Annotated in this window: 24 protein-coding genes and 1 tRNA gene; 9 read left to right on the top strand and 16 right to left on the bottom strand. The window is 65.4% G+C overall.

From position 1 onward, the window contains the following. Positions 1-45 precede the first annotated feature (45 nt). From BFL43_RS27840 to BFL43_RS27815, 6 genes are all read right to left on the bottom strand, one after another. A complete protein-coding gene (locus tag BFL43_RS27840; protein WP_084836915.1) occupies positions 46-354 on the bottom strand; it encodes a hypothetical protein in 309 nt (102 codons plus the stop codon). 11 nt (positions 355-365) lie between these two features. After that, complete coding sequence (mshC, locus tag BFL43_RS27835; RefSeq protein WP_084896935.1) at positions 366-1,616, bottom strand: cysteine--1-D-myo-inosityl 2-amino-2-deoxy-alpha-D-glucopyranoside ligase; 1,251 nt, start codon at positions 1,614-1,616, stop codon at positions 366-368. A 63-nt stretch (positions 1,617-1,679) separates the two neighbouring features. Further along, positions 1,680-2,516, bottom strand: coding sequence for an SCO1664 family protein (locus tag BFL43_RS27830; RefSeq protein WP_240498524.1), 837 nt, complete (start codon positions 2,514-2,516; stop codon positions 1,680-1,682). Positions 2,517-2,523: 7 nt separating this feature from the next. Then, positions 2,524-3,186 (bottom strand): DUF3090 domain-containing protein, encoded by a 663-nt coding sequence (locus BFL43_RS27825; RefSeq protein WP_084896682.1) that lies wholly within the window; start codon positions 3,184-3,186, stop codon positions 2,524-2,526. A gap of 102 nt (positions 3,187-3,288) precedes the next feature. Beyond that, complete coding sequence (locus tag BFL43_RS27820; RefSeq protein ID WP_084896933.1) at positions 3,289-3,987, bottom strand: MSMEG_4193 family putative phosphomutase; 699 nt, start codon at positions 3,985-3,987, stop codon at positions 3,289-3,291. Positions 3,988-4,078: 91 nt separating this feature from the next. Next, complete coding sequence (locus tag BFL43_RS27815; protein WP_206186763.1) at positions 4,079-4,921, bottom strand: undecaprenyl-diphosphate phosphatase; 843 nt, start codon at positions 4,919-4,921, stop codon at positions 4,079-4,081. A gap of 98 nt (positions 4,922-5,019) precedes the next feature. Here BFL43_RS27815 and BFL43_RS27810 point away from each other — a divergent pair, with 98 nt between their 5' ends. The 3 genes from BFL43_RS27810 to BFL43_RS27800 are packed head-to-tail and all read left to right on the top strand — an operon-like array spanning position 5,020 to position 7,429. Continuing rightward, positions 5,020-6,036 carry a hypothetical protein gene (locus tag BFL43_RS27810; protein ID WP_143695586.1) on the top strand — a complete coding sequence of 339 codons (1,017 nt, stop codon included), beginning with the start codon at positions 5,020-5,022 and terminating at the stop codon, positions 6,034-6,036. Positions 6,037-6,065: 29 nt separating this feature from the next. Further along, on the top strand, positions 6,066-6,326 hold the full coding sequence (locus BFL43_RS27805; protein WP_084896929.1) for a DUF5703 family protein: 261 nt from the start codon (positions 6,066-6,068) through the stop codon (positions 6,324-6,326). After that, positions 6,323-7,429: a quinone-dependent dihydroorotate dehydrogenase gene (locus BFL43_RS27800; RefSeq protein WP_084896679.1), complete on the top strand. Its 1,107-nt coding sequence runs from the start codon at positions 6,323-6,325 to the stop codon at positions 7,427-7,429. The genes BFL43_RS27805 and BFL43_RS27800 overlap by 4 nt, the downstream gene beginning before the upstream one ends. 87 nt (positions 7,430-7,516) lie before the next feature. Here BFL43_RS27800 and BFL43_RS27795 read toward each other — a convergent pair whose 3' ends face one another. The 3 genes from BFL43_RS27795 to BFL43_RS27785 form a co-directional block, all read right to left on the bottom strand. Then, complete coding sequence (locus BFL43_RS27795; protein WP_084896677.1) at positions 7,517-8,059, bottom strand: YbhB/YbcL family Raf kinase inhibitor-like protein; 543 nt, start codon at positions 8,057-8,059, stop codon at positions 7,517-7,519. A gap of 68 nt (positions 8,060-8,127) precedes the next feature. Further along, positions 8,128-9,489 carry a M20/M25/M40 family metallo-hydrolase gene (locus BFL43_RS27790; RefSeq protein ID WP_084896675.1) on the bottom strand — a complete coding sequence of 454 codons (1,362 nt, stop codon included), beginning with the start codon at positions 9,487-9,489 and terminating at the stop codon, positions 8,128-8,130. Positions 9,490-9,554: 65 nt separating this feature from the next. After that, positions 9,555-10,379 (bottom strand): MBL fold metallo-hydrolase, encoded by an 825-nt coding sequence (locus BFL43_RS27785; protein ID WP_084896674.1) that lies wholly within the window; start codon positions 10,377-10,379, stop codon positions 9,555-9,557. Between the two features lie 116 nt (positions 10,380-10,495). On the opposite strand from BFL43_RS27785, the gene BFL43_RS27780 reads away from it, so the two are divergent. From BFL43_RS27780 to BFL43_RS27765, 4 genes are all read left to right on the top strand, one after another. After that, positions 10,496-10,581, top strand: a tRNA-Leu gene (locus BFL43_RS27780). Positions 10,582-10,678: 97 nt separating this feature from the next. Next, positions 10,679-11,206: a hypothetical protein gene (locus BFL43_RS27775; RefSeq protein WP_084896672.1), complete on the top strand. Its 528-nt coding sequence runs from the start codon at positions 10,679-10,681 to the stop codon at positions 11,204-11,206. Between the two features lie 98 nt (positions 11,207-11,304). Further along, a complete protein-coding gene (locus BFL43_RS27770; RefSeq protein ID WP_240498543.1) occupies positions 11,305-12,702 on the top strand; it encodes an SDR family NAD(P)-dependent oxidoreductase in 1,398 nt (465 codons plus the stop codon). A 6-nt stretch (positions 12,703-12,708) separates the two neighbouring features. Next, positions 12,709-13,191, top strand: coding sequence for a DUF664 domain-containing protein (locus BFL43_RS27765; protein WP_084896668.1), 483 nt, complete (start codon positions 12,709-12,711; stop codon positions 13,189-13,191). Here BFL43_RS27765 and BFL43_RS27760 read toward each other — a convergent pair. After that, the gene (locus BFL43_RS27760; RefSeq protein WP_084896667.1) at positions 13,182-14,168 is read right to left on the bottom strand and encodes an oxygenase MpaB family protein; all 987 of its coding nucleotides are present in this window, start codon (positions 14,166-14,168) and stop codon (positions 13,182-13,184) included. The two genes, BFL43_RS27765 and BFL43_RS27760, sit on opposite strands and share 10 nt — an antisense overlap. Positions 14,169-14,282: 114 nt before the next feature. On the opposite strand from BFL43_RS27760, the gene BFL43_RS27755 reads away from it, so the two are divergent. Then, positions 14,283-15,320: a nucleoside hydrolase gene (locus BFL43_RS27755; protein ID WP_084896665.1), complete on the top strand. Its 1,038-nt coding sequence runs from the start codon at positions 14,283-14,285 to the stop codon at positions 15,318-15,320. 60 nt (positions 15,321-15,380) lie between these two features. Here BFL43_RS27755 and meaB read toward each other — a convergent pair whose 3' ends face one another. From meaB to BFL43_RS27740, 3 genes are read right to left on the bottom strand one after another with little or no spacing between them, the layout of a single operon-like run. Continuing rightward, positions 15,381-16,367, bottom strand: coding sequence for a methylmalonyl Co-A mutase-associated GTPase MeaB (gene meaB, locus BFL43_RS27750; protein ID WP_084896663.1), 987 nt, complete (start codon positions 16,365-16,367; stop codon positions 15,381-15,383). Between the two features lie 12 nt (positions 16,368-16,379). Then, a complete protein-coding gene (gene scpA / locus BFL43_RS27745) occupies positions 16,380-18,626 on the bottom strand; it encodes a methylmalonyl-CoA mutase (protein ID WP_084896661.1) in 2,247 nt (748 codons plus the stop codon). Position 18,627: 1 nt separating this feature from the next. Then, complete coding sequence (locus tag BFL43_RS27740; protein ID WP_084896659.1) at positions 18,628-20,511, bottom strand: methylmalonyl-CoA mutase family protein; 1,884 nt, start codon at positions 20,509-20,511, stop codon at positions 18,628-18,630. Between the two features lie 163 nt (positions 20,512-20,674). On the opposite strand from BFL43_RS27740, the gene BFL43_RS27735 reads away from it, so the two are divergent. Beyond that, positions 20,675-21,418 (top strand): TVP38/TMEM64 family protein, encoded by a 744-nt coding sequence (locus BFL43_RS27735; protein ID WP_240498523.1) that lies wholly within the window; start codon positions 20,675-20,677, stop codon positions 21,416-21,418. A 72-nt stretch (positions 21,419-21,490) separates the two neighbouring features. On the opposite strand, the gene BFL43_RS27730 is transcribed toward BFL43_RS27735, so the two are convergent. The 3 genes from BFL43_RS27730 to BFL43_RS29675 are packed head-to-tail and all read right to left on the bottom strand — an operon-like array spanning position 21,491 to position 23,473. Beyond that, positions 21,491-22,777: an NtaA/DmoA family FMN-dependent monooxygenase gene (locus BFL43_RS27730; RefSeq protein WP_084896655.1), complete on the bottom strand. Its 1,287-nt coding sequence runs from the start codon at positions 22,775-22,777 to the stop codon at positions 21,491-21,493. Beyond that, positions 22,774-23,052 carry a hypothetical protein gene (locus tag BFL43_RS29680; RefSeq protein ID WP_240498522.1) on the bottom strand — a complete coding sequence of 93 codons (279 nt, stop codon included), beginning with the start codon at positions 23,050-23,052 and terminating at the stop codon, positions 22,774-22,776. The genes BFL43_RS27730 and BFL43_RS29680 overlap by 4 nt, the downstream gene beginning before the upstream one ends. Beyond that, positions 23,045-23,473 carry an alpha/beta fold hydrolase gene (locus BFL43_RS29675; protein WP_240498521.1) on the bottom strand — a complete coding sequence of 143 codons (429 nt, stop codon included), beginning with the start codon at positions 23,471-23,473 and terminating at the stop codon, positions 23,045-23,047. The genes BFL43_RS29680 and BFL43_RS29675 overlap by 8 nt, the downstream gene beginning before the upstream one ends. Positions 23,474-23,712 lie beyond the last annotated feature (239 nt).

The following is a 23,712-nucleotide window of genomic DNA, read 5'->3' as shown; positions in this document are numbered from 1 at the left end:
GGCCTTCCTCGACCTCGAGTGGGCCCCTACGGTGGCAGTCGTCGGCTAGGAGATCCGCTCGATCGACACGACCGGGGTGGTGATTCGCCAGGTCCGGACATCGGGGTCGTCCGCGGCGCGCACCCAGAACTGGGCGGACTCACCTACGCGGCACGACTTCACACCGAGCAGCGGAATATCCTCCGAGTCCCGCCGGAGCCGACTCACCGACCAGGACTCGTCGTCCGTACCACCGACTCCGGGCGCGCGCAGTAGCGTCATCTCACCGAAGTCGAGCAGATAGGTCGAGGTGCGCGTCAACACTGTCCACACGCCCTGTGCCGTACCGGGGTCGATCTCCTCAACGTTCGCCACGGTGAGAGACCTTACCGGGACCCGGTCAACGGGACGCCCAGCAACGCGTCGACCGCCGCGGCGATCTCGCCGGGGGCATCGGTGTCCGAGCCCAACCCGTCGAGCGCGTCACCGGCCCAGGCGTCAATGGCGGCAATCGCTTTGGGAGTGTCGAGATCGTCGGCCAGGTGCTGACGCAGACGCTCGATCGTCGCCGCCGACGCCGGTCCGGAGTTCCGGGCCGCGGCACGACGCCACCGGTCGAGGCGGCTGACGGCGTCGTCGAGGACGTCATCTGTCCATGCTCTGTCCTGCCGGTAGTGCCCGGCGAACAGACCGAGCCGGATCGCGGCCGGATCGATCTGTGCCGCACGCAGTTTGGAGACGAAGACCAGGTTTCCTCGCGACTTCGACATCTTCTCGCCGTCGAGTCCGATCATCCCGGTGTGCACGTAGTGCTTGGCGAACCGGCGGTCACCGGTCAGCGCCTCGGCGTGTGCTGCAGAGAACTCGTGATGCGGGAAGATCAGGTCGCTGCCCCCACCCTGCACGTCGAAACCGGTACCGATCCGGTTCAAAGCTATTGCCGCACATTCGATGTGCCATCCAGGGCGGCCGGGGCCATGAGGCGAGTCCCACGATGGTTCCCCGTCGCGAGCTGCTCGCCAGACCAGGGCGTCGAGCGGGTCTCGCTTACCCGGTCGGTCCGGGTCGCCGCCGCGCTCGGCGAAGAACTTCTGCATCTGCGGCAAGTCGTATCCCGACTCGTAGCCGAATTGTTCGGTTGCGTCGGTCCGGAAGTAGATGTCGGGGTGGTCGGCATCGTCGACGATGTATGCGGCGCCGGAGGCAACCAGTTTGCCGACCACCTCGACGACCTCGTCCACCGATTCGACCGCGCCGATGTAGTCGCGAGGCGGCAACACCCGCAATGCGGCCATGTCCTCGCGGAAGAGTTGTATCTCCCGCTGCCCCAGGTCTACCCAATCGATCCCGTCCCGCTCGGCGCGCTCGAACAACGGGTCGTCGACATCGGTGATGTTCTGGACGTAATGGACATCGTGACCCAGGTCACGCCAGATCCGGTTCACGAGGTCGAACGCGAGATACGTCGCAGCGTGGCCGAGATGTGTTGCGTCGTAGGGGGTGATGCCGCACACATACATCGTTGCGGTGGGGCCGGGGACGACGGGGCGTACCTGCCGATCAGAGGTGTCGAAAAGCCTCAATGCCGGGCCCCGACCGGGCACGGGCGGAACGACGGTGTCAGACCACGACTGCATGAACACCACCTTAAGGCGACGCCGGCAGCGACTGCTGTCAGGGCTGCCGGAATCCCCGTCGTATCAGAATGCGGGCCAGGGAATCGGCCGGGACCGGTTCGCGTCGGGCATCACCGGATCAGCCACCATCACCATCGCCCGCTCGGTCAGGGCATCGATCTCGGCGGGTGTGATGAGCTCGGTCAACCGGTCGCGAAGTGGCGACGACGCCTGCTCGAGCGACCGCACCAAGCCTTCGACATCGTCGATGAGGTGTGCAGGCACCGGTTGGTTCGCCCAGCCCCACAGCACGGTTCGCAACTTGTCCTCGGTATGCAGGCAGATTCCGTGGTCGACGCCGTAGACCTGGCCATCGAGTCCTTCGAGGACGTGGCCACCTTTGCGGTCCGCGTTGTTGATGAGGACGTCCAGGACGGCCATCCGCTGCAACCGCGGGTCGTCTGCGTGGACCAACGCCACGTCCTCGCCGCGACCGTCTATCGCGGACAGGATCAGCTTCCATCCTTCGGGGATCAGGTCCGGCGAACACAGGTCGACCAGATCCAGGCGCGCAGGCAACGCGTCGGTGGGTTCGGGCGTGTCGATCCACCGCTGCACCATGCCGGGCCCGAACTGACCGTCTCGCAACAGCGTCACCGGCACCACCGACCATCCGAGCGCGTCGGAGATGAGGAACGAGGCGACCTCACGGCCGGCCAGGGTGCCGTCCGGGAAGTCCCACAGCGGTTGCTCACCCCGGACGGGTTTGTACACGCATCGAACGCGGTCGTCCCCGAGGACGGCGTCGCACACCAGGGTGGCGTTGCTCGCCGAGCGGATCTGTCCGATGAGTTCGAGGTCGCCATCGGCGAGAATCTGCGCCACGTCGAGCGGTTCACGCTCGGGCGCTGTTGCACTCACGTGATCGCTACCTGTCCGGCCCTGCGGTCGGATCCTCGTCGGTGTCATCGTCGCCTTCGAGGCTCGGGTCGTCGAAGAGGTCGGGATCGACGAACTCGAGCGATGGCCCGAACTCGGCGTCGCGCCGATAGCCGTTCGTGCGGACACAGATGTGGCCGGCCGAATCAAGCGGGTCACCGCACAGAGGGCACGGTTCACGACCCGCAGAGATGACGCTGGAGGATCTCGTCGCAAACTCGCGGGCGGCGCCCGTGCTCAAGAACACCCGGACCGCATCTGGCCCGTCCTCGGTGTCGTCGAGGACGACGCTCTCATCGAACTCACCCTCGGTGATGGCGAGCAGTTCGACCACCACCGCCTCGGACTCCGAATCCCACCCGAGACCCATCGTCCCGACCCGGAACTCGGCGTCCACGGGCATCACCAGCGGACTGAGATCTTCGACCCGCGCGAGCTCCGCGGGCAGCGGTGTACCGAACCGGCGGTGCACCTCCTCCAGCAGCGCTCCGATTCGATCGGCGAGTATCTGCACCTGCTGCTTCTCGAGCATCACGCTGATCACGCGGGTCTCGTGGATGGCCTGCAGGTAGAAGGTCCGGTCACCGGGTTGGCCGACCGTTCCGGCGATGAAACGGTCCGGACTGCGGAAGACGTGTATCGCTCTGGCCATGGCACCTCCGTTCTTCGAAATTGATTATCCCCATTCGGGGCGGGTTCGCCCACACCATGGACGTTCCGCGACCGGCGCGCCGGAGCAGATCCTGCTTGTCGTTCAGGTCCCGGTCGAACCGCCGACGACGGCTTCGTCGGCTTGTTTGTCTTCGGTCTTGGCTTCGTGCTTCGGTGCCGACCCCAACTTCTGCAATGTGGACGTGCAGTTCACCGCGTGCACATAGGGCCGCGCGACGCTGTAGCGGACGACACTCATGGATGCGGGCTCCACGACTATCCGCTGGAACGAGTCGAGGTGCATCCCCATCGCGTCGGCGAGTACCGCCTTGATGACGTCGCCGTGGGAGCACGCCACCCAGACACCTGCACCGTCTTCGCCCGAGAACCGGGCGTCGAGCTCACGGACCGCGGCAACCGCCCGCGCCTGCACCTGCGCGAGGCCTTCACCGCCGGGGAAGATCGCGGCAGACGGCTGCTGTTGCACGACCCGCCACAGCGGTTCGGAAAGCAATTCCTTGATGGGGCGACCGGACCACTGCCCGTAGTCGACCTCGATGAGCCGCTCGTCGACGATCTCCTCGACACCCAGGTGCTGGACCAGCGGAAGCACAGTCTGCTCGCAGCGTTGAAGCGGAGACCTGACGACGGCTGCCAAGGGACCCGAAGCCGCGATCCGCTCGATCAGCGCAGCCGCTTGCGAACGACCGTGATCGTCGAGATCGATCCCTGGGGTCCGGCCGGCCAGCACACCTGAGGTGTTCGCTGTCGAGCGTCCGTGGCGTAGCAATATGACCGTCACGTATTTCACCTTATGCGGAAGTGCGCACCGGCCTGGGGTGGCGCAGGTCAGAAGGGCAGCAGGAGTGCTCAGGGCACGACGGCCGGGACCGTCAGGTCGCGCTGATGACTCCACCGGCGAGCAGCCCCATGACCACGATGCCAAGGATCACGCGATACCCCACGAACCAGTACAAGGAGTGGTTCGCGACGAACTTCAGCAACCAGGCGATGGCTGCGTAACCGACCACGAACGCGATCGCCGTGGCGACCAGCAGTTGGGGTCCGGGCGCCTCCATGCCGTCACCGCTGGGATTGAACGCATCGGGCAGGCTGAACAAGCCGGACGCGGTCACCGCTGGGATCGCCAGGAGAAACGAGAAACGAACCGCCGCTTCGCGTTTGAGGCCCATGAACAGACCTGCGCTGGCGGTGGCGCCGGAACGCGAGACCCCGGGGATCAGCGCGAGACACTGCGCGAAGCCCATCACGAGACCGTCCCGTGTGGTCAGCTTCTCGATCGGACGCTCCTTGCGCCCGAAGTGCTCGGCCGCGGCGATGACGATCGAGAAGAAGATGAGCATCGCCGCGACCAGCCAGAGATTCCGAGCACCGGTGCGGATCTGATCTTTGAATAGGAATCCCAGGATGCCGATCGGAATGGTGGCGATGATCACGTACCAGCCCATTCGATAATCGAGGTCGCGTTTGCCGGCGTCGAACAGGCCACGGAACCACGCCGCGATGATTCGGATGATGTCCTTCGCGAAGAACACCAGGACTGCTGCTTCGGTTCCGAGCTGGGTCACCGCCGTGAACGATGCACCGGCATCTTCCCCGAACCAGATCTCGGAAACGATCCGCAGATGTCCGGACGACGACACGGGCAAGAATTCGGTCAGTCCCTGAACGGCCCCCAAGACGATCGACTGGGCCCAACTCATCGTGTCCGTCACCGCGCAGATGCTACTGGAATCCGCCGTCCACTCCCCCTCTGACACCTCTGACGCACCGGATTTCGGCGCAGCGCGCGGCAACCAGCAAGATGGGTCTCATGAATGTGCGCGGAAGAGCTGGTGTGGTGACGGTGGCGGCAGCTGCGGTGGTGGCTCTGCTGGCGGGATGTTCCGATTCTGGGGACACTCCCGACGTCCCGACGATCGCGCCTCAGACGCCGATCGCGGCACCCGCCGTCGAGGCCGGTGCACCCGCCGGCCAGGTCGTCTCCATGCCCGACGCCGGCGGCGCCCTGGCGTACTGCTCGAGCACCGAGCAAGTGGCCGTCCTGTCGGCAGACGGCCGGTCGGTGCAGTTCCGCCCGACGGCGGCCCTCTCGACGCCGACGCGCACAGTCGGGTTGAGCGACAAGGCATCCGGGTTCGGAACATTCGCAAACGGCGTGCTGCAGGTCCTCATTCCCCATGCCCTGCTCACGGTGAACTCGGCCACCGGCGACGTGGTCAGAACCGATCTGCCGGGAACACCGCTGTCGGCGGTGCTGACCTCCCAGGGCCAGACGTTGGTGGGCAACGACCTCGGCCAGATCGCCGTCATCAACGCCGAGGGGGGCATTGAGAAGACGATCTCCGGCCTCGTTCGCGTCGATGCCCTCGCCGAACACGCCGGCCAGGTCGTCGCGCTCGACCGGGCGCAGTCGTCGGTCACACAGGTCGACATCGCCGACGGCGATCTGGGTGTGGCCCTGCGATCCGGCGACGGTGCGACAAACCTCACAGTCGACCACTTCGGGCGTTTCCTGAGCACAGACACCAAGGGAGGCGAGTTCCTCGCGTTCAGCGGCGACCCGCTCGTCAACAAGTTCCGCTATCCGGTGGCCTTCGGCCCCTACGCCGTAGGCTATGACGACACACACAACCTGGCGTGGGTCGCGACCACCGGCGACAACAAGGTGACAGCCTACGAACTGGCCTCCGGGACCCCGGTCCAGACGCGACAGTTCACGACGGTCGGTCAAGCCGACTCCATGGTGGTGGATCCAGACAGAGGCACGGTTTACCTGCTCTCGGCCCGGGGTGAGGGCCTGCAGGTCATCGACGCCGACCAGCAGTGAGGCGGCATTCGCGGCAGTGAAGGGTGGTCATGGTGGCAGGTAAGCGAACCCGAGGTTTTCCACGGGAATGGGATATGTCAGCGGATGACTACGAGTACATCCCGCTGCGCCTCCCCCCGGACGTCACCCGCGTCTCGGCATCGATGCGGCTGTCGATCCAGGCGGAATTCGGTGGCTGGGAGCTGTCCCGCGTACGCCTGTACGCCGATGGCAGCCGAAAAGTACTGCTCCTTAGACGACGTCCGCGCCTGGCGTCGACCGACCAGCCGAACACGGAGATGAGCGCATGATGGATCCGCTGTACCGGCGGCTCTACGGCGCGCTACTGGCTCTGATGTTCCGGATTCCACCCGAACGGATCCACCGGGCGATGGCGCGGCTGATCAGCTTGGTGGGCCGGATCAACCTGCTGCGCACACTCGTCGCTCGTGTGCTCGTCGTCGACGATCCCGTGTTGCGTACCCGCGTCTTCGGCATCGACTTCCCCGCCCCGCTCGGGCTCGCCGCCGGGTTCGACAAGAACGCCGAGGCCGTCGACGCGTGGGGCGCGCTCGGCTTCGGTTTCGCCGAGGTGGGCACGGTCACCGGCGAGGCACAGCCAGGAAATCCGGCACCGCGTCTGTTCCGGCTGCCGCAGGACAGGGCTCTCGTCAACCGGATGGGTTTCAACAACCACGGAGCCGGTGCCGCGGCCAATCTGCTCAAGCAGCGGAAGGCGAGCACAACGATGGTGCCGATCGGCGCCAACATCGGGAAGACCAAGGCAGTCCCGGCGAGCGACGCGATCGCCGACTACCTGATCAGTGCGCGTCTGCTCGCGCCACTCGCCGAGTTTCTGGTGGTGAACGTCAGCTCACCGAACACTCCCGGACTTCGCGACCTGCAGGCGGTCGAATCGTTGAGACCGCTGCTCGCAGCGGTACTGGACGCGGTCGACATCCCCGTACTGGTCAAGATCGCACCGGACCTGGTCGACGAGGACATCGACGAAATCGCCGATCTCGCACTTGAGTTGGGCCTCGCCGGCATCGTCTGCACGAACACGACGATCAGCCGCGACGGACTCGCAACAGCGCCCTCGGACGTGCAACGTCATGGAGCAGGCGGGTTGTCCGGTGCGCCCCTTGCGGACCGCTCACTCGAGGTGCTGCGTCGCTTGTACGCCCGAGTCGGTACCCGCATGACATTGATCAGCGTCGGCGGGATCGAGACGCCAGAGCAGGCTTGGGAGCGCATCTGCGCAGGCGCCTCCCTGATCCAGGGCTACACCGGCTTCATCTACGGAGGTCCGTTGTGGACCAAGCAGATACACCGAGGACTCGCCCAGCGGGTGCGAGAAGCCGGTTACGGTTCGATCTCCGACGCCGTGGGTAGTGCAGCAGCGAAACGGTAGTCTCACAAACCCAGCCCGTCCAGGCACCACCAGGTCTCACAACACCTGGTTCTGCCTGAACGGGCTGGGTTTGTGGTTCAGTCCGGACTAGTCGCCGTCGGGACGCTCGTAGGTGTTGGTGATGATGGCCCGCGCGATTGCGTGGGAGAACAGGTTGAACCCCAGATACGCCGGTGTCGCACCGTCCGGCAGACCGAGACTTTCGACGTCGACCGCGTGCACGACCGTGTAGTAGTAATGAACGCCGTGACCGGGCGGGGGCGCGGCCCCGATGAACCGCGGCAGGGATGCGTCATTGTTGAGCGCCACCGCACCGGAGGGCAACGCGCCCTCGGACCCGTCTCCGACACCTGGGGCCAGGGAGGTCACCGAGGCCGGGATGTCTGCGACGGCCCAATGCCAGAAGCCCGAGGCGGTCGGCGCTTCGGGGTCATAGACCGTCACCGCGAAACTCTTGGTCTCCTCGGGGAATCCGGACCAGCTCAACTGGGGCGACACGTCTTCGCCGCCTGCGCCCATGATCCCCGACACCTGGGGGGTGGTGAGCGAGGAGTTGTCGGTGATGCTCTCGGAGGTGAGGGTGAACGTGGGCAGAGAAGGTAGTGCGTCGTACGGGTTGTACCTCGACATCGTTGTTCGCGTCCTTTCCGTAGGTGGCCACTTCATCATGCGTCAGGTGGCCGCGCTGATGCACCGGTTCAGCTGTGTAGCAGAAAATGTTCGAGAACCTCTGTCCCGAACAACAACGACTCGACCGGTACCCGTTCGTCGACGCCATGAAACAGTGCGGCGAAGTCGAGGTCGGTCGGCAACTTCAGGGGGGCGAACCCGAAGCACCGAATACCAAGACGGGCAAAGGCTTTGGCGTCGGTGCCACCCGACAGCATGTAAGGCACGGTCCGGCCCTGCGGATCGTGGGCCAGAATCGCATTGTTCATCGCGTCGACGAGGTCGCCGTCGAACGTCGTCTCGTACGAGTCCAGCTTTGTCACCCATTCCCGGGTGACCGCCGGTCCGATGAGTTCATCGACCTCGGCTTCGAACGCCGCTTGGCGGCCCGGCAGCACCCGGCAGTCGACGACAGCCGTGGCGGTCTGCGGGATGACGTTGGCCTTGTAACCGGCCTGCAGCATCGTCGGGTTGGCAGTATCGCGCAACGTCGCGCCGATGATCCGCGCGATGCTGCCGATCTTGAACAGCACGGTCTCCAGATCTGGGGTGTCGGGATCGAGTTCCAGACCGGTTTCCTCGGACACCGCCGCAAGGAACTGAGACACCGATTCGGTCATGACGAGGGGAAAGCGGTGCCTGCCGAGTTTCGCCACCGCTTCGGACAGGATCGTCACGGCGTTGTCGTCGTGCAGGAACGAACCGTGGCCCGCGGTGGCCGTCGCGGTCAGCTTCATCCACGCGATGCCCTTCTCGGCCGTCTCGACGAGATAGAGCCGCTTCTGGGTGCCGTCGGGGCGGTCGACCGTCAGCGAGAACCCGCCCACCTCTCCGACGGCCTCGGTGACACCTTCGAAGAGATCGGGGCGGTTGGCGACCAGCCAGTGCGACCCCCATTTGCCCCCGGCCTCTTCGTCCGCCAGAAACGCGAACACGATGTCGCGAGGCGGCACGGTGCCCTGCTGCTTGAACTGGCGAGCGAGCGCGAGCGCCATACCGACCATGTCTTTCATGTCGATGGCCCCACGGCCCCAGATGTAGCCGTCCTTCACCGAGCCCGAGAACGGGTGCACGCTCCAGTCGGCGGGCTCCGCCGGGACCACGTCGAGGTGGGTGTGGAGCAACAGTTTGCCGCGACCGCGATCGGCTCCGGGCAGCGTCGCGAACACATTGCCGCGCCCCGGCTGACCCGATTCCAGATATTCGGTCTCGAAACCGACCTCTTCGAGCTGCTGCTGTACCCAGCGCGCGCACTCGGCCTCGCCTTTGGTGGTCTCCAGTTCGCCGGTGTTGCTGGTGTCGAATTGGATGAGCCTGCTGACCAGGCCGACCACCTCGTCGACCGCAGCCGGGCCGGAGCTCGCACCACATGTCGTTGCTTTCTCATTCACTGGTCATTCCTACCACCCGACAGGGGTCAAACGGGGCCGAAGACACTGGCATGAAGCTGATCCGATCAGGTCAGATGGTCGAAATCACCTTGCACCCAACCCTTGTGGCGATCCGCCGAGCGACGGACGATCCCCTTCGCATCGGCGTCGAGGTAGTCGGCGAAGTTGCCGTACAGGCGATCGAAATCGAACCGCTCCAGGTGCGCTGCGACGCGCTCGACGACTGCGGCCGAGAGGGGTATCCGATTCGGATAGCTGCGCATGAAGCTCACGCTCGCCCGGTCGGGGTTGGGCAACACAGTGTCGCCGGCCAGCAGAACTCCCCGACCTTCGGCGCCGGCACTCCAGTGGGCGACCGCGCTCCCGGGAAAGTGCCCGCCGGGCTGCGTCAGGGTCACCTCGGGTAGCACCGCGAGGTCACCCGCCCACGGTTCGATGACCGGGTCGGGCCGCGCCACCCAGGTCATGTCGGCTTCGGCGACCAATACCGGCACCCGTCCCAGAGCGTGACTCCACTCGACCTGGACGCCGAACATGTGCGGATGGCTCGCGGCTATCGCGACGACCTCACCTTGTCGGCGTATGTCGGCAATCGCCGCCTCGTCGATGAGTCCGATCGGATCCCACAGGAGGTTGCCCGCTTCGGTGCAGACCAGTTTGCTGCGCTGATTGATCCCCACTCCCGGAGACGCGTACAGCTCGAGCAGACCGGGTTCGAGTTCGTCGACGACGACCGTCTGCCCTTCGGACGCCAGCTGATCCAGCGACGCCCACATTTGGCCGTCCGGCGGAAGGTACTGCCGCTCGTCAGAACAGATCCGACACTGCACGGGTAGAGGGCCCGCGTGTTCGACGGCGCAGGTTCGGCAGATGACGACCGCAGAGTCCATCAGGAATTCGTAGCAAATGATCCCGGCCGATGGGGCTGCCTGGCGATTTGGGTTGCGGGCACGTGGTCGGTTAATGTTATCCGGCGCTGGCAGGTTCGATCCTGACAGTGTCTCGGGTCCGAGTGGCGGAATGGCAGACGCGCTAGCTTGAGGTGCTAGTGTCCTATTAACGGACGTGGGGGTTCAAGTCCCCCCTCGGACACACAGAAACCGTAGTCGACGAACATGTCGGCTACGGTTTTTTCGTTGTCTTCGGAAAGCACCCTGCACCGGCCCCGACCTGGGATTATCGTTCTGTCATGGACCAATCCGCGTTCTACGGCGTCGTCGCGGCAACGAACTTCACGTTGCTCGGCCTGTGGTGGGTCGCGATCAAGGACCGCGACGACCTGACGGGTAAGGACGGACGCGGCGGGCAGATGGCCTATCTGGTGTCCCTGCAGTTCCTGGTGGCCGCGGCGGTGTCGCTGTTCGCGCAGGTTGCGCCGGATATCGCCGCGATCTGGCGGACCGGTTTCGCCTTGGCAGGATTGATCGGGGCGACCGGCGTCGTACTCCTGGCAGCTGCGTTTCGAGCGAACACCGACAGCCGGATCATGCCGTGGATACTGGCCGGTGCCGGCGTGCCCCTGTACATCCTGGTCTTTGTGGTGGCGCTCTTTCCGGCGGTCGTCGACGGCCTGACGCTGAAACCGATCGAGGTCGAGGGCCTGCTGCTGACGATCATCGTGATCCTCGGAGCCCAGGAAGCCTGGTTCGTGGCGATGACACCGCGGCGCGAGATCCCACCGACCGAGGAACCTGCAGCCGGGGCGCCCACGACCTGATGTCCGCCGCAGACCGTGGCCGAACCGAGTGGGGTCCGGAGGCCATTACACTGCCAAGCGTGCGAAATGTGCCCAGCGAGTCGATCGATCCTGCCGACATGGCGATCTTCCGCCGTGTCCTCGATCAGGCGAGCGAACTCGACGCCGGGCACTCCGACTCGATCGAGGTCCAGCGCGCCGTCGCCCATATGTTCAAAAAGGCGAAGCGCAACCGGCGGAGGCAGAAGCACCAATTACGCCTCGACGCCGACCGAAAGGTCTTGGCCGCCACGGCAACCGGATCTCCGGACCGAATCGACGACGAGACGGCGGGGCTGCCCCTCACCGGAGCGCCGGGTTCCAGCGCGGGAACCCTCATCCGGCCGCAGAGCTGCTACATCTGCAAGCAGGAGTACACCCGGGTCGACGCCTTCCATCACCAGCTCTGTCCGGCGTGCGCCGCCGAGAACCGCGAGAAGCGCAACCAGCACGCGGACCTGACCGGCCGTCGGGCGCTCTTGACCGGCGGCCGCGCCAAGATCGGCATGTACATCGCGTTGATGCTGCTGCGTGATGGCGTAGATCTCACGATCACCACGCGGTTTCCGCGCGACGCCGCCCGGCGGTTCGCCCGGCAACCCGATTCGGACGTCTGGCTCCACCGCCTGCACATCGTCGGAATCGACCTTCGCGATCCCGCCCAGGTCACCGATCTGGCCGATGCGGTTGCCTCCGAGGGCCCGCTGGACATCCTCATCAACAACGCGGCGCAAACCGTGCGGCGCTCCCCCGGCGCCTACAGTTCTCTGGCCGATGCCGAACTGGCTCCGTTGACCGGCGCCGCCGCGACCGTGCCGGTGCTGACGATGGGCGACAGCAGCGAACTCCATCCGCAGGCCCTCGCGTCCGGCGGCGATTCCGATTCCGCCGCAAAAGCGCTCGCCGCGCTGGCGATGACCGCTGGCTCCGCAACCGTCGACCGGATCGCCGACGGCACCGCCATCGACGCCGGCGGACTCCTGCCCGACCTCGTGGACAGCAACAGCTGGGTCGAGACGGTCGACCAGGTCGATCCGTTGGAGCTCCTCGAGGTACAGCTCTGCAACAGTGTGGCGCCGTTCATCCTCTTGTCGCGGCTGACGCCTGCACTCCGGGCCTCGCCGGCCCGGCGCAAGTACGTGGTCAACGTCTCGGCGATGGAAGGGGTCTTCTCCCGTGGGTACAAGGGGCCGGGACACCCGCACACCAACATGGCCAAAGCTGCCCTGAACATGCTGACCCGGACCAGTGCCGGCGAGCTGTTCAACGACGGGATCCTGGTGACGGCAGTCGACACCGGTTGGATCACCGACGAACGGCCGCACACCAGCAAGGTGCGTCTCGCCGAAGAGGGTTTTCGAGCCCCGCTCGACCTCGTCGACGGCGCGGCCAGGGTTTACGACCCGGTGGTCCAGGGGGAAGCAGGAGTCGACCTCTACGGATGTTTCCTCAAGGATTTCGAGCCGTACCCGTGGTGACGTGCCATGGCTGCTGAAGAGACCGCATCCCCGCGTTTGGCAGACGCGGTCCTCGCCATCGGCGGTGAGTGCCTCGACGCGATGACCCGGATTCTTGCCGAGCTGGGCGACGACCTCGCCAATCGACGGCCGTCTCTGCCGGGCGCGAACAGTCCGTACGCGATCGTCTTCCACTGTGTCGGGATGCTCGAGCATTGGGCGGGATCGGTCATCGCCGGGCTCGCCATCCCCCGGGATCGCGATGCCGAGTTCACGGCATCCGGACCGGTCGACGGCCTGATCGGCAAGGTCGAGCAAGTGCGGACGAGTTTGGTCGAGTGGGTGGATGTCGCTGTCCGCGAAGGGATCAGGGATCGATCCGCCCGCGGCTCGACCCGATCGGATGCGGCCACCGCGACCCCCGAGTGGGTGTTGGTACACATTCAGCGCGAGTTGGCCCAGCATCTGGGCCAACTCGAACTGACGCGGGATCTACTGACTCAGGCCTGACGCTCCCGCACGTGGTAAGCGGCGCCCGCGTTTTCGCGTTTCTTCATCGCCTGGATGGCGGCATGGTGGCGCCGGGCGTGATAGGCCAGCGGAAAGTAGGTCAGTCGGTCGGGCAACACCTTGTAGGAACCGCGGATGACCTTGTGCATCCGCTCCAGATCTCGCTGTTCCCTGTCGCTCCAGCTCAGGCCCAGGATCTCGCGGACCCGCGGATCCATCACGCCCACCGTCGTCAGATAGTTCAGGTTCTGGAGAGGGGCGGTGGCGATCTCCGCAGCCTTGATCGCCGCCGGCCGCAGCCGTGCGGGCACCGCGTCGGGAATCGGCGGAGCCTGCCGCATCTGGCCGATGAGCTCGAGCGCAACGGGGTGGGCCACCAACTTGTTGTTGATGAAATCGTCGAAGTACTCGTGGAATTCACCGATCGACTCGGGATACCCCTTCATGGGCACCTGGACGATCTTCGCGATCCGGCGGTTGTCACGGAAGATCTCTTGTTGCTCATCGGCGGTGAAGTCGCGCCCGATCAGGAGCGGTCCCGCGGACAGTGTGGTGGGGAACGCGGTCGCGATGACCCATTGATAGGCCTCGGGATTGAGTGCGCTGATGTGCTTGCCCGCTGCGTTCTTCATCTGGAGTGGCTGATGCATCTTGCGAAGACGCTTGCCCTCGGCGAGCGCTTCCTCGCCACCGTAGACCCAGCGCAGTACCGAGTCGATCGAGCGGATCGCGCGCCCGCCCGGGTCGGTCCGGAAAACCGAGTACTTACCGACGACATCCCCGATGACCGGATGCATCACCTGCATCACAAAGGCGGCTCCATTGACCGGAAGAAATGTGAAACGACCGGTCTGTTCGGCGGTGATCGAGTCCGGTGGAACCAACTCGATCTCGGCGTCGGAATTGTTGAAAAGGGAGTCCTCACCCTCGCCGGGCGTGGTCGCTCGTTGTAGCGGAGCCGACTCAGCAATGGTCATGTCTGCAACCCTCCATCAGGAAACGTATGTGGTCAGATTAGCAGATCTTGATGAGAACGTGTAGCAATTTCACTGGCCGATCACTCCAATTCACGGATCCACTACGGTCAACAAATGCTCTCCGTGCCCCTGATCTTCGACTGTGACACCGGTATCGACGACTCCCTCGCCCTCGTCTACCTCCTCGCCCATCCCGGCGCCGATGTTCGCGCCGTGCTCTCGACCGGCGGGAACGTACCCACCGATGTGGTCTGCGGCAACAACCTCGCGTGGCTGCAGCTGTGCGGCCGAGACGATATCGAGGTGTGCCTGGGTGCCGACGGACCACTCGAGTCGCCTTTGATGACCACCGAGGACACGCACGGCCCACTCGGTATCGGCTATGCACAACTCCCGACACCGATCTCTACCAAGTCGTCCCGCGACGCCGCGGATGCCTGGATCGAGATCACTGCCGAGAAACCCGGAGAGATCGTGGGCCTCGTCACCGGCCCGCTGACGAACCTGGCGCTTGCGATCCGCCGTGATCCCTTACTGCCGTCCCGGCTTCGCCGACTCATCATCATGGGCGGGGTGTTCCACCACGGCGGCAACACCACACCCACCAGCGAGTGGAACATCGCCGTCGATCCCGAGGCCGCCAAAGAAGTGTTCGCCGCGTTCGGAGTCGACGGTGCCCCACGCCCCATCGTCTGCCCCCTCGACCTCACCGAGACCATCCGGATGACGCCGGACCACGTCGGACGTCTTGCAGCACAGGCCGAATCGAGCCCGGTCGAACAACCCGGCCCCGACGACGAACCCGGAACTCGTTCGACCACGAGCAACGTCATCATCCGACACCTCGTCGACGCGGTGCGTTTCTACTTCGAATTCCACGAATCCCAGTCCGAGGGCTACATCGCCCACATGCACGATCCGTTCGCCGCGGCTGTCGCCATCGACCCCTCGATCGCGGTGACGCGCTCAGCCTGCGTCGACGTGGAGACCGTCGGCTCGTTGACACGAGGGACCACGGTCGCCGACGAACGTGAATTCTGGGGTCGCCCGGTCAACGCCGAGATCGCCACCAGCACCGACCCCGAACTCTTCTTCGACGACCTGATCGAGCGCGTTGCTGCGTTTGCCCGTGCCCACACCACCGCCCGATAATGGGCCCTTTTGGCGAACAAACCCGCAGGTGAGCGTCGCCAAAACAACCCATCATCGGGATTACTCGTCGAAGGCCTTCACGATCTCGGCCGCGGCCAAGGCCGGTGTGAGGGTGCCGGCCCGGACGTCGTCTTCGACTCGGTCACGGATCCCGCGGACTTCCGGGTTGGCATCGAGCCGGCGGAGTAATTGGTCGGTGACCATCGCCCACATCCAGTTGACCTGCTGACGATTGCGGCGGGCCTCGAACTCCCCCGCCTCACGGAGAACTTCTTTGTGCCTGAGAACCGTCTCCCAGAATTCCTTGACCCCGGTGTTCTCGATGGCGCTCATCGTCAGCACCGGAGGCCGCCAGATCGCCTCGTGAGGCGTGAGGAGCTTGAGCGCGCCCTGCAGTTCGCGCGCCGCGTTCTGGGCTTCCCGCTGATATTTGCCGTCGGCCTTGTTGACGACGACGATGTCGGCGAGTTCGAGGACGCCCTTCTTGATGCCCTGCAACGAATCCCCGGTGCGGGCCAGGGTCAGGAAGCAGAAGACGTCGACCATGTTCGCAACGGTGACCTCTGACTGCCCGACACCCACGGTCTCGACGAGGACGACGTCGAAACCCGCCGCCTCGAGTAACACCATGGTCTCGCGGGTCGCCTTCGCGACACCGCCGAGCGTGCCCGACGTGGGTGACGGGCGGATGTACGCGCGGGGGTGCACAGAGAGCTGACCCATCCGGGTCTTGTCCCCCAGGATCGAGCCGCCGGTGCGAGTCGAGGACGGATCGACGGCCAGGACTGCGACCTTGTGACCTTGCTCGATTAGGTACATCCCAAGCGCCTCGATGGTCGTCGACTTGCCGACCCCGGGCACACCGGTGATCCCTACGCGGTAGGAATCGCCGGCGTCGGCACCCAGCGACAGGAGCAATTCCTGTGCCTGGGCTCGATGATCGGCCCGCGTCGATTCGACCAACGTGATCGCACGCGCCAGATCGGCACGTTTGTCAGCACGTATGGCATCGGCCATCGCGGCCAGATCCAGTGGGGGCCTAGGCATGTGCGAATACGGTCACGATGCGAGCTCGTGCCCCAGTTCGGTGGCCAACTTGTTGATCAGCTCCACTGCCGAGTCGGCTATGACGGTGCCGGGCGGGAAGATCGCGGCGGCTCCGGCCTCGTACAGTTCGTCGAAGTCGCCGGGAGGGATGACGCCGCCGACGACGATCATGATGTCGCCGCGCCCGACCTTGGCCAGTGCGTCACGCAGCGCGGGCACCAGCGTGAGGTGGCCGGCCGCCAGCGACGAGACACCGACCACGTGCACGTCGTTGTCCGCGGCCTGCAGCGCCACCTCGTCGGGGGTCTGGAACAGCGGGCCCACGTCGACATCGAATCCGAGATCGGCGAAGGCCGTGGCAATCACCTTTTGGCCTCGGTCATGCCCGTCCTGGCCCATCTTGGCCACCAGCACACGCGGGCGACGACCTTCTGCGTCGGCAAACTTGTTGACGATGTCGATCGCTGCGTCGATGTTCTTCACCTGACCGGCCTCATGTCGGTACACCCCACTGATCGTGCGGATCTCTGCCTGATGGCGACCGTAGACCTTCTCCAGCGCCTCAGAGATCTCACCGACCGTGGCCTGATGCCGGGCAGCCTCGATGGCCAGCGCCATCAGGTTGTTGTCCATGCCGCCCTTCTCGTCGGCAGCGGCGCGGGTGAGGTTGGCCAGCGCAGCTTCCACGGCATCGGAATCCCGGTTCGCACGAAGCCGCTCCAGCTTTTCGAGCTGTTCGACGCGAACCTTGGAGTTCTCGACCTTGAGAACCTCGATCTCCTGGTCCTCGTCGACCTGATATTTGTTGATGCCGAGCACCGGCTGCTGGCCCGAGTCGATGCGGGCCTGGGTGCGGGCCGCCGCCTCCTCGATCCTCAGCTTCGGGATGCCCTCGTTGATCGCCTGGGCCATACCGCCGGCCTCTTCGACCTCGGCGATGTGGGCGCGTGCCTTCGTCGCCAGCTCGTGGGTGAGCCATTCGACGTAGTTCGACCCGGCCCACGGGTCGATCGGGCGGGTGGTGCCCGACTCCTGCTGGAGGAGCAGCTGGGTGTTGCGCGCGATCCGGGCGGAGAAGTCGGTCGGCAACGCGAGCGCCTCGTCGAGGGCGTTGGTGTGCAGCGACTGGGTGTGGCCCTGGGTCGCGGCCATCGCCTCGATACAGGTACGCGCCACGTTGTTGAACGGATCCTGCGCGGTCAGCGACCATCCCGACGTCTGCGAATGGGTACGCAGCGACCGCGATTTGGGGTTCTTCGCGTCGAACTTCGCGACCAGTTCACTCCAGATCAACCGGGCCGCACGCAGTTTGGCGACCTCCATGAAGAAGTTCATGCCGATCGCCCAGAAGAACGAGAGCCTCGGTGCGAACTTGTCGATGTCGAGTCCGACGTCGACACCCGCGCGTAGGTACTCGATGCCGTCGGCAAGGGTGTACGCCAGCTCCAGATCGGCCGTCGCCCCGGCTTCTTGGATGTGGTAGCCCGAGATCGAGATCGAGTTGAACTTCGGCATCTTGAGGCTGGTGTACTCGAAAATGTTGGAGATGATCCGCATCGACGGCTTCGGCGGATAGATGTAGGTGTTGCGGACCATGAACTCTTTGAGGATGTCGTTCTGGATGGTCCCCGCCAACTTCTCCGGCGGCACACCCTGCTCCTCTGCGGCCACGACGTAGAGCGCCAGGATCGGCAGGACGGCGCCGTTCATCGTCATCGACACCGACACCGAACCCAGGTCGATACGGTCGAAGAGCTGGCGCATGTCGAGGATGGAATCGATGGCCACACCGGCCATTCCGACGTCTCCGGCGACGCGGGGGTGATCGGAATCGTAGCCGCGGTGGGTCGCGAGGTCGAAGGCGACCGACAGCCCCTTCTGACCGGCCGCGAGGTTACGGCGATAGAACGCGTTCGACTCAGCGGCCGTGGAGAAACCGGCGTACTGACGAATGGTCCACGGCTGGTTCACATACATCGTCGGGTACGGACCACGCAGATACGGCACCGCGCCGGGAACGGTGTCGAGCGGGTACGGATTCTCACCGCCGGTTGTCACCGCGTCCCGATCTGCGCGGGTGTAGATCGGCTTCACATCGATCAGCTCAGGTGTTTTCCAGGTGACCTGATCGGTCGAATACCCATGGGCGCCGGCCAGATCAGAGATGAGCCGGTCGCTGTCACCCGCTGCCGGAGCGACAGCGGGACTCTCCAGCGGGACATCGGCAAAGCTCGAGATCTTCTTCTGTGTACTGGTCATGTCAGCTCTTCGCCTCGATGGTGTCGAGTAGTTCGGTCAGCGTGGAGATGGCGTCGATCCCGATCTGCAGGAATCCGTCCGGGGTATCCGCCGAGTCGGTCCACGCCTTCGGCGGTCCGGCCAGCAGTACAGTTCCCACACCGGCGGCACGGGCGGCGGCGAGCGCGGCGCCGCCATCGGTTTCATACCGGGGATTGGCGGCGCACAACACGGCGACGGCAAGCCCTCCGGCAGCGTCGACGGCGGCGGGAACCGACGCTCCATCCAGCGGACCGGGATTGACGGTCTCGATGCCGCCGGCCGCCAACAGGTTCGCAACGAAGGTCGTCCGGCCGTTGTGTTCGGCCACCGAACCCAGCGGAAGCATGATCGCCAGGGGGCGCCGACCGTGGGCTGCGAGATAGGCATCGGATCGATCGCGCAGACGCTCGAAGGGGCGGGCGATCCGCGCCAGGTTGGGAGCTGCCGAGGGCAGATCCGCGAAGTCGGCGGACCCTTCGGTACCCAGTGGCTTCTCGGCCAGGTTCGGGAACTCGTTGATCCCGGTGAGCGCCGTGGCGCGATGCGCGACGGCCTTGTCGCGGGCGGCCAACGCGGTAGCGATCTGCTCACCGATCCAGCCGTCGGCGAGAGCCCGGCGGTAACCGCCCTTGGCTTCGATCTCCTGGAAGAGTGCCCACGCGGACACGGCCAGATCGTCGGTCAGCGATTCGACGAACCACGCGCCGCCCGCCGGGTCGATGACCTTGGCGACGTTGGACTCCTCGAGCAGCAACAACTGGGTGTTGCGGGCCATCCGTCGCGAGAAACTCGGATTGGTGGTGCGGTCCGACGGCGCCAAGGCGGCGTCGAACGGCAGCACTGTGATCTGATCGGCACCGCCGACGCCCGCGCCGAACGTCGCCGTGGTCACCCGGAGCATGTTCACCCAGGGATCGCGCTGACTCATCATGCCCAGCGCGGTGATGCCGTGGGTCACGGCAGCGCCGGCCTCCGGTGCGCCGGTGACGTCGGCGACCCTGCCCCACAAACGCCGGATCGCCCGGAACTTGGCCATCGTGCCGAACTGGTCATCTGTGGCCGACAACGCAAAGGTCAACTGCGCCAACGCCTTGTCGGCATCGAGCCCGGCCTCGGTCAGAGCGCGCAGATACTCGACGCCCGCCGCGGTGACCAGTGCCAACTCCTGCACATCGGTCGCACCGCCGAGCGCGAAGTCGGTGCCGTCCACCCGGATCGCACGCACTCCGGACCCGGCCGCCACCGCAACCTTCACCGCGGCATCGAGATCGACAGTCGGACGACCGGAGTACCCCGCAGTCAGCGGCGAGAGTCCGAAGGACGACACCGTGCCGACCGAAGCCGTGTCCGGCAGAAGAGGGGTGACTGCGTCGGCAGCAGCGACGCCGTCCGCGCCGGCATCGAGTGTGACCGGGACGAGGTCCAGCAGCACACCGTCCAGGACTTGGGTGAGCTGTTCTGGGGCGATGGAATCAGGCCCTACCGCCAGCCACAGGCCGCTGGCACCGTTGTTCAACGCGTCGAGGATCGCCGAGTTGAGTGCGGCCGGATCCTGGGGTTCGCCGGTCGGATCACCGAAACGCTCGGTGACCCGCCAACCCATGTTCACATCGCGCGTCGGATCGCTACCCCGGACGAACGGATAGGTACCCGGCAGTCCGGGCTCGTCGAGTTCGTCGCGCCGCGTATACAGCGGTTTGATGACGAGTTCGTCAGGCGTGATCGTCGAAAGCAACGCCTCAGGGGTGTCGTGAAGATCCGAGACGTCAACACGCTTGGACTTCGCAAGTACCTGCGCAGCGGCGGCGGACCACTGCTCGTAGTTCGCCTCCAGGTCTTGGAAGTCTGGTCCGGTATCCGGCATTCGTCGTGAGCCCTTCGATCAGCTGGTGACGTCGTGATGTCTGTCGCATCTGGACGTGGATCGACAGTAGCCGATCAAACGCTCGGGCCGAGCAAGGAGGTGGGTACTGCCGCAGTGGTATCGAGCACATCGGCATGCAGATATCAGCCGTATGGTTGTGGACGTGAAAACCAGTGGCCGACTGACCCGGCGTAAGGCCGTGATCCGGGCGCTCGCGGGACTGGTCGTCGTACTCGTCGTGTTGCTCTGCGCGTACCTCATACCGGTGCCCTCGGTGGCCCGGTTACGTGACTGGGCCGACTCTTTCGGGCCGGGTTTCGTGTGGATCTTCTTCATCGGTTACGCCATCATCGCCATCTTCCCGGTTCCCCGGTCGGCCTTCACCGTCGCCTCCGGTGTGCTCTTCGGTCCCCTGGTCGGTTTCATCGGTGCGATGCTTGCGACCACTTTTGCTGCGATCATGGCGTTTGTGCTGGTCCGGCGCTACGGCCGGAGGATCGCGAGGCCGTACCTGCGCCATCCGGCGGCGCGGGCGGTCGAACTGCGGATGGAACACCGCGGGTGGTTGGCGGTGGGCTCACTACGTCTGATCGCGGCGTTCCCGTTCTCCGTCACCAACTACGTCGCGGCGCTCTCGTCGATCAAGTTCGTCCCCTACGCGGTGGCCACCGTCATCGGTGTCATGCCCGGCACGGCGGCGATCGTCATCCTGGGCAACGCACTCGCCGGCGAAGGCAGCGTCGGCGCGCTCGCTCTCTCGGCCTCCCTCTTCAGTCTCGGGGTGATCGGATTGATCCTCGATGCCCGGCTCGGGGTGCCGTCGGCCGCCGACGACGTGGAAACAGTCGATGACGAGGCTGCGAACTCCGACAAGCCGACCGATGAACTTTCCCCCCGCGCCACCTGACTCCCCCGGCATCCCCGATGATGTGCTGCTTTGGCGGTCGTCACCTGCATGTTTGTTCGCCAGAACGACCCATTATCGGGGTAGGGGCGGGAGTTCGAGGTTTTCGCGGAACGTGCCGCCGACGTAATCGTTTCCGACGACTCCCCGACGGCGCAGTTCGGGCAGTAGCCCGTTGACGACGAAGTCCCGGCTGATCGGATCGGCGAGCCCGCCGAGGCTGACGACGTCGAGCACCCCGGCGTCATATCGTTCGACGATCGCGTCGGCGATCTGTTCCGGAGTACCGGACTCCGCCCAGTGCCCGGTGTCCTGCGCGGCGACGATCAACTCTCGTAACGTCTTACCCTGACGTGCCAGGGCGCTGAAGATCTCGACCCGACCGCGACGCCGGTTCACCGTGCGCGGGTCAGGCAGCACCGACTCCGGAATCGGCTTGTCCAGCGGCAACTCCGACAAGTCGACCCCACCGCCGAGCATGTCTTCGAGACCGGCCCGTGCCGCTGTCAGGTCGATCGACTCCTCCCTCTCCTTGACCAGCGCCCGGACCTCGGCCTCGGTGGAGCCGTACGTCGCGTGGAGCGAGCTGAAGATGAGGGGCAGCTGCGGGTCCCGTCCCAGCTCGGCAGCGCGTGACCGGATCGTCTTCGCGTAGGTGGTGGCATCCTCGATGGTCGCGAGGGATGTGAAGACGACTTCGGCGAATCGGGCTCCGAGTTCTACGCCGCCGGCCGATTGCCCGGCCTGGAACTGGACGGGGCGGCCTTGGGGCAGCGACGGGATGTTGAGGGGACCGCGCACCGTGAAGTAGGTGCCGCGATGGTCGATGGGCCGGACCAGATCCGGATCGAGCACGGCGCCGTCGGTTCCCGGACTCAACGCTCCGGGCCGCCAGCTGTCGAACAGCGCGGCGACCACCTCGAGCGACTCGGTCGCCCGCGCGTATCGCTCCTCAGGGCTCGGCAGTTCCAGATCGCTGTAGTTCTCCTCACCGAGAGACGAGGTCACCGCGTTCCAGGCCGCCCGGCCGTTGCTGATGTGGTCAAGGGTCCCGAAGAGCCGCGCGAGGTTGTACGGGTGATGGAACGTCGTGGTCACGGTCGCTATCAGCCCGACATCGGATGTGACCGCGCTGAGCGCAGCGAGGTACATGAGGGGCTCTTGGGCGCCGATCGCACCCTGGGCCCCGAACGCGAGGAGGTCGGCAGCGAAAAGTGCGTCGATCTTGTGGGTCTCGGCGATCTGCGCGACCTCGACGGCCGACGCGAGCGTCGATCGGGCCGGATTGATCGCGGCGTCGTAGACGTCCGTACCCCCACTGACCCCGGTGACCGTCTTGAGTGGCCGGCGTCGCCCGGTCATCGGGCGATCGCCTCGTCGAGCGCGCGCAGATACCCGTCGATGTCGTCGAAATGGACCACGTGCCCGGCGCCCGGAACCGTGAGCACATGAAAGCCGCTCTGCCGCAGGGAATCGGCGCGTTCGGCGGATACGAGTGCGCTCGGATCGGCAAGGATCACCGCCGTCGGCACCTGCGGAGTCGTGATCGTGGCCGGCGTGAAGTGCGACAGGTCGTCGAGAATCGACTCATCCCACTCGGCCAGGGCTTCGAGTTTGCGGCGGCGGCTCTCAATCACTCCACCGGGGGTATGTGCGATTGACGTCGTCGATCGTCCACTTCTTCTGCGCGCGAAATGCTTCCACGACCTCGGGGGCGATGGCCACCGTCCACGCCGGATCTTCGAACACCGCGAGTCGGGGTGCCAGGCGGTCCAGCGCGTGCGCCAGTACCAGTCCGCCGAGCGAGTGGCCGATCGCCAGCTCCGGCTTTGTGGGTACCGCCCCGACGACGGCGTCGACGAGCGACTCGACCGAGTAGTCGACCAGTGCTGCGCTGCGTCCGTGGCCAGGCAAGTCGACCGCATGCACCGAGTAACCACGGTCGGCGAGCGCGGGGCCGACCTCCCACCACGATTCGGACGAATTGCCGAGACCGTGGATCAGGACCGCATCACGGTCTCCCGAACCCCACCGTTCAACCCTGATCTCGTCAGCCACTTCTCCACGCCTCTCATCTCACCCGAACGTCGGGCCACGGTTCACCGTGCCGCCCGCGGGCGAGCGTACGAAGCCGGAGACGTCGGCGACAGGGATAGATGCAGCGTGATTCTCCCAGGAATAGGGCGACGAGCTCTTTCAGCCGACGGATCTTCGGGTCGATCAAGTCACTTAGCTTGATTGGTTGATATAAAGCCATATGACTTGATACTGTCAGATCCAGGTTGAGAGATTGACCC

It is taken from the genome of Williamsia sp. 1135 (genome assembly GCF_002095395.1).
Taxonomy (GTDB): Bacteria; Actinomycetota; Actinomycetes; order Mycobacteriales; family Mycobacteriaceae; genus Williamsia.
This window is presented reverse-complemented; position numbering and strand designations above follow the sequence as displayed.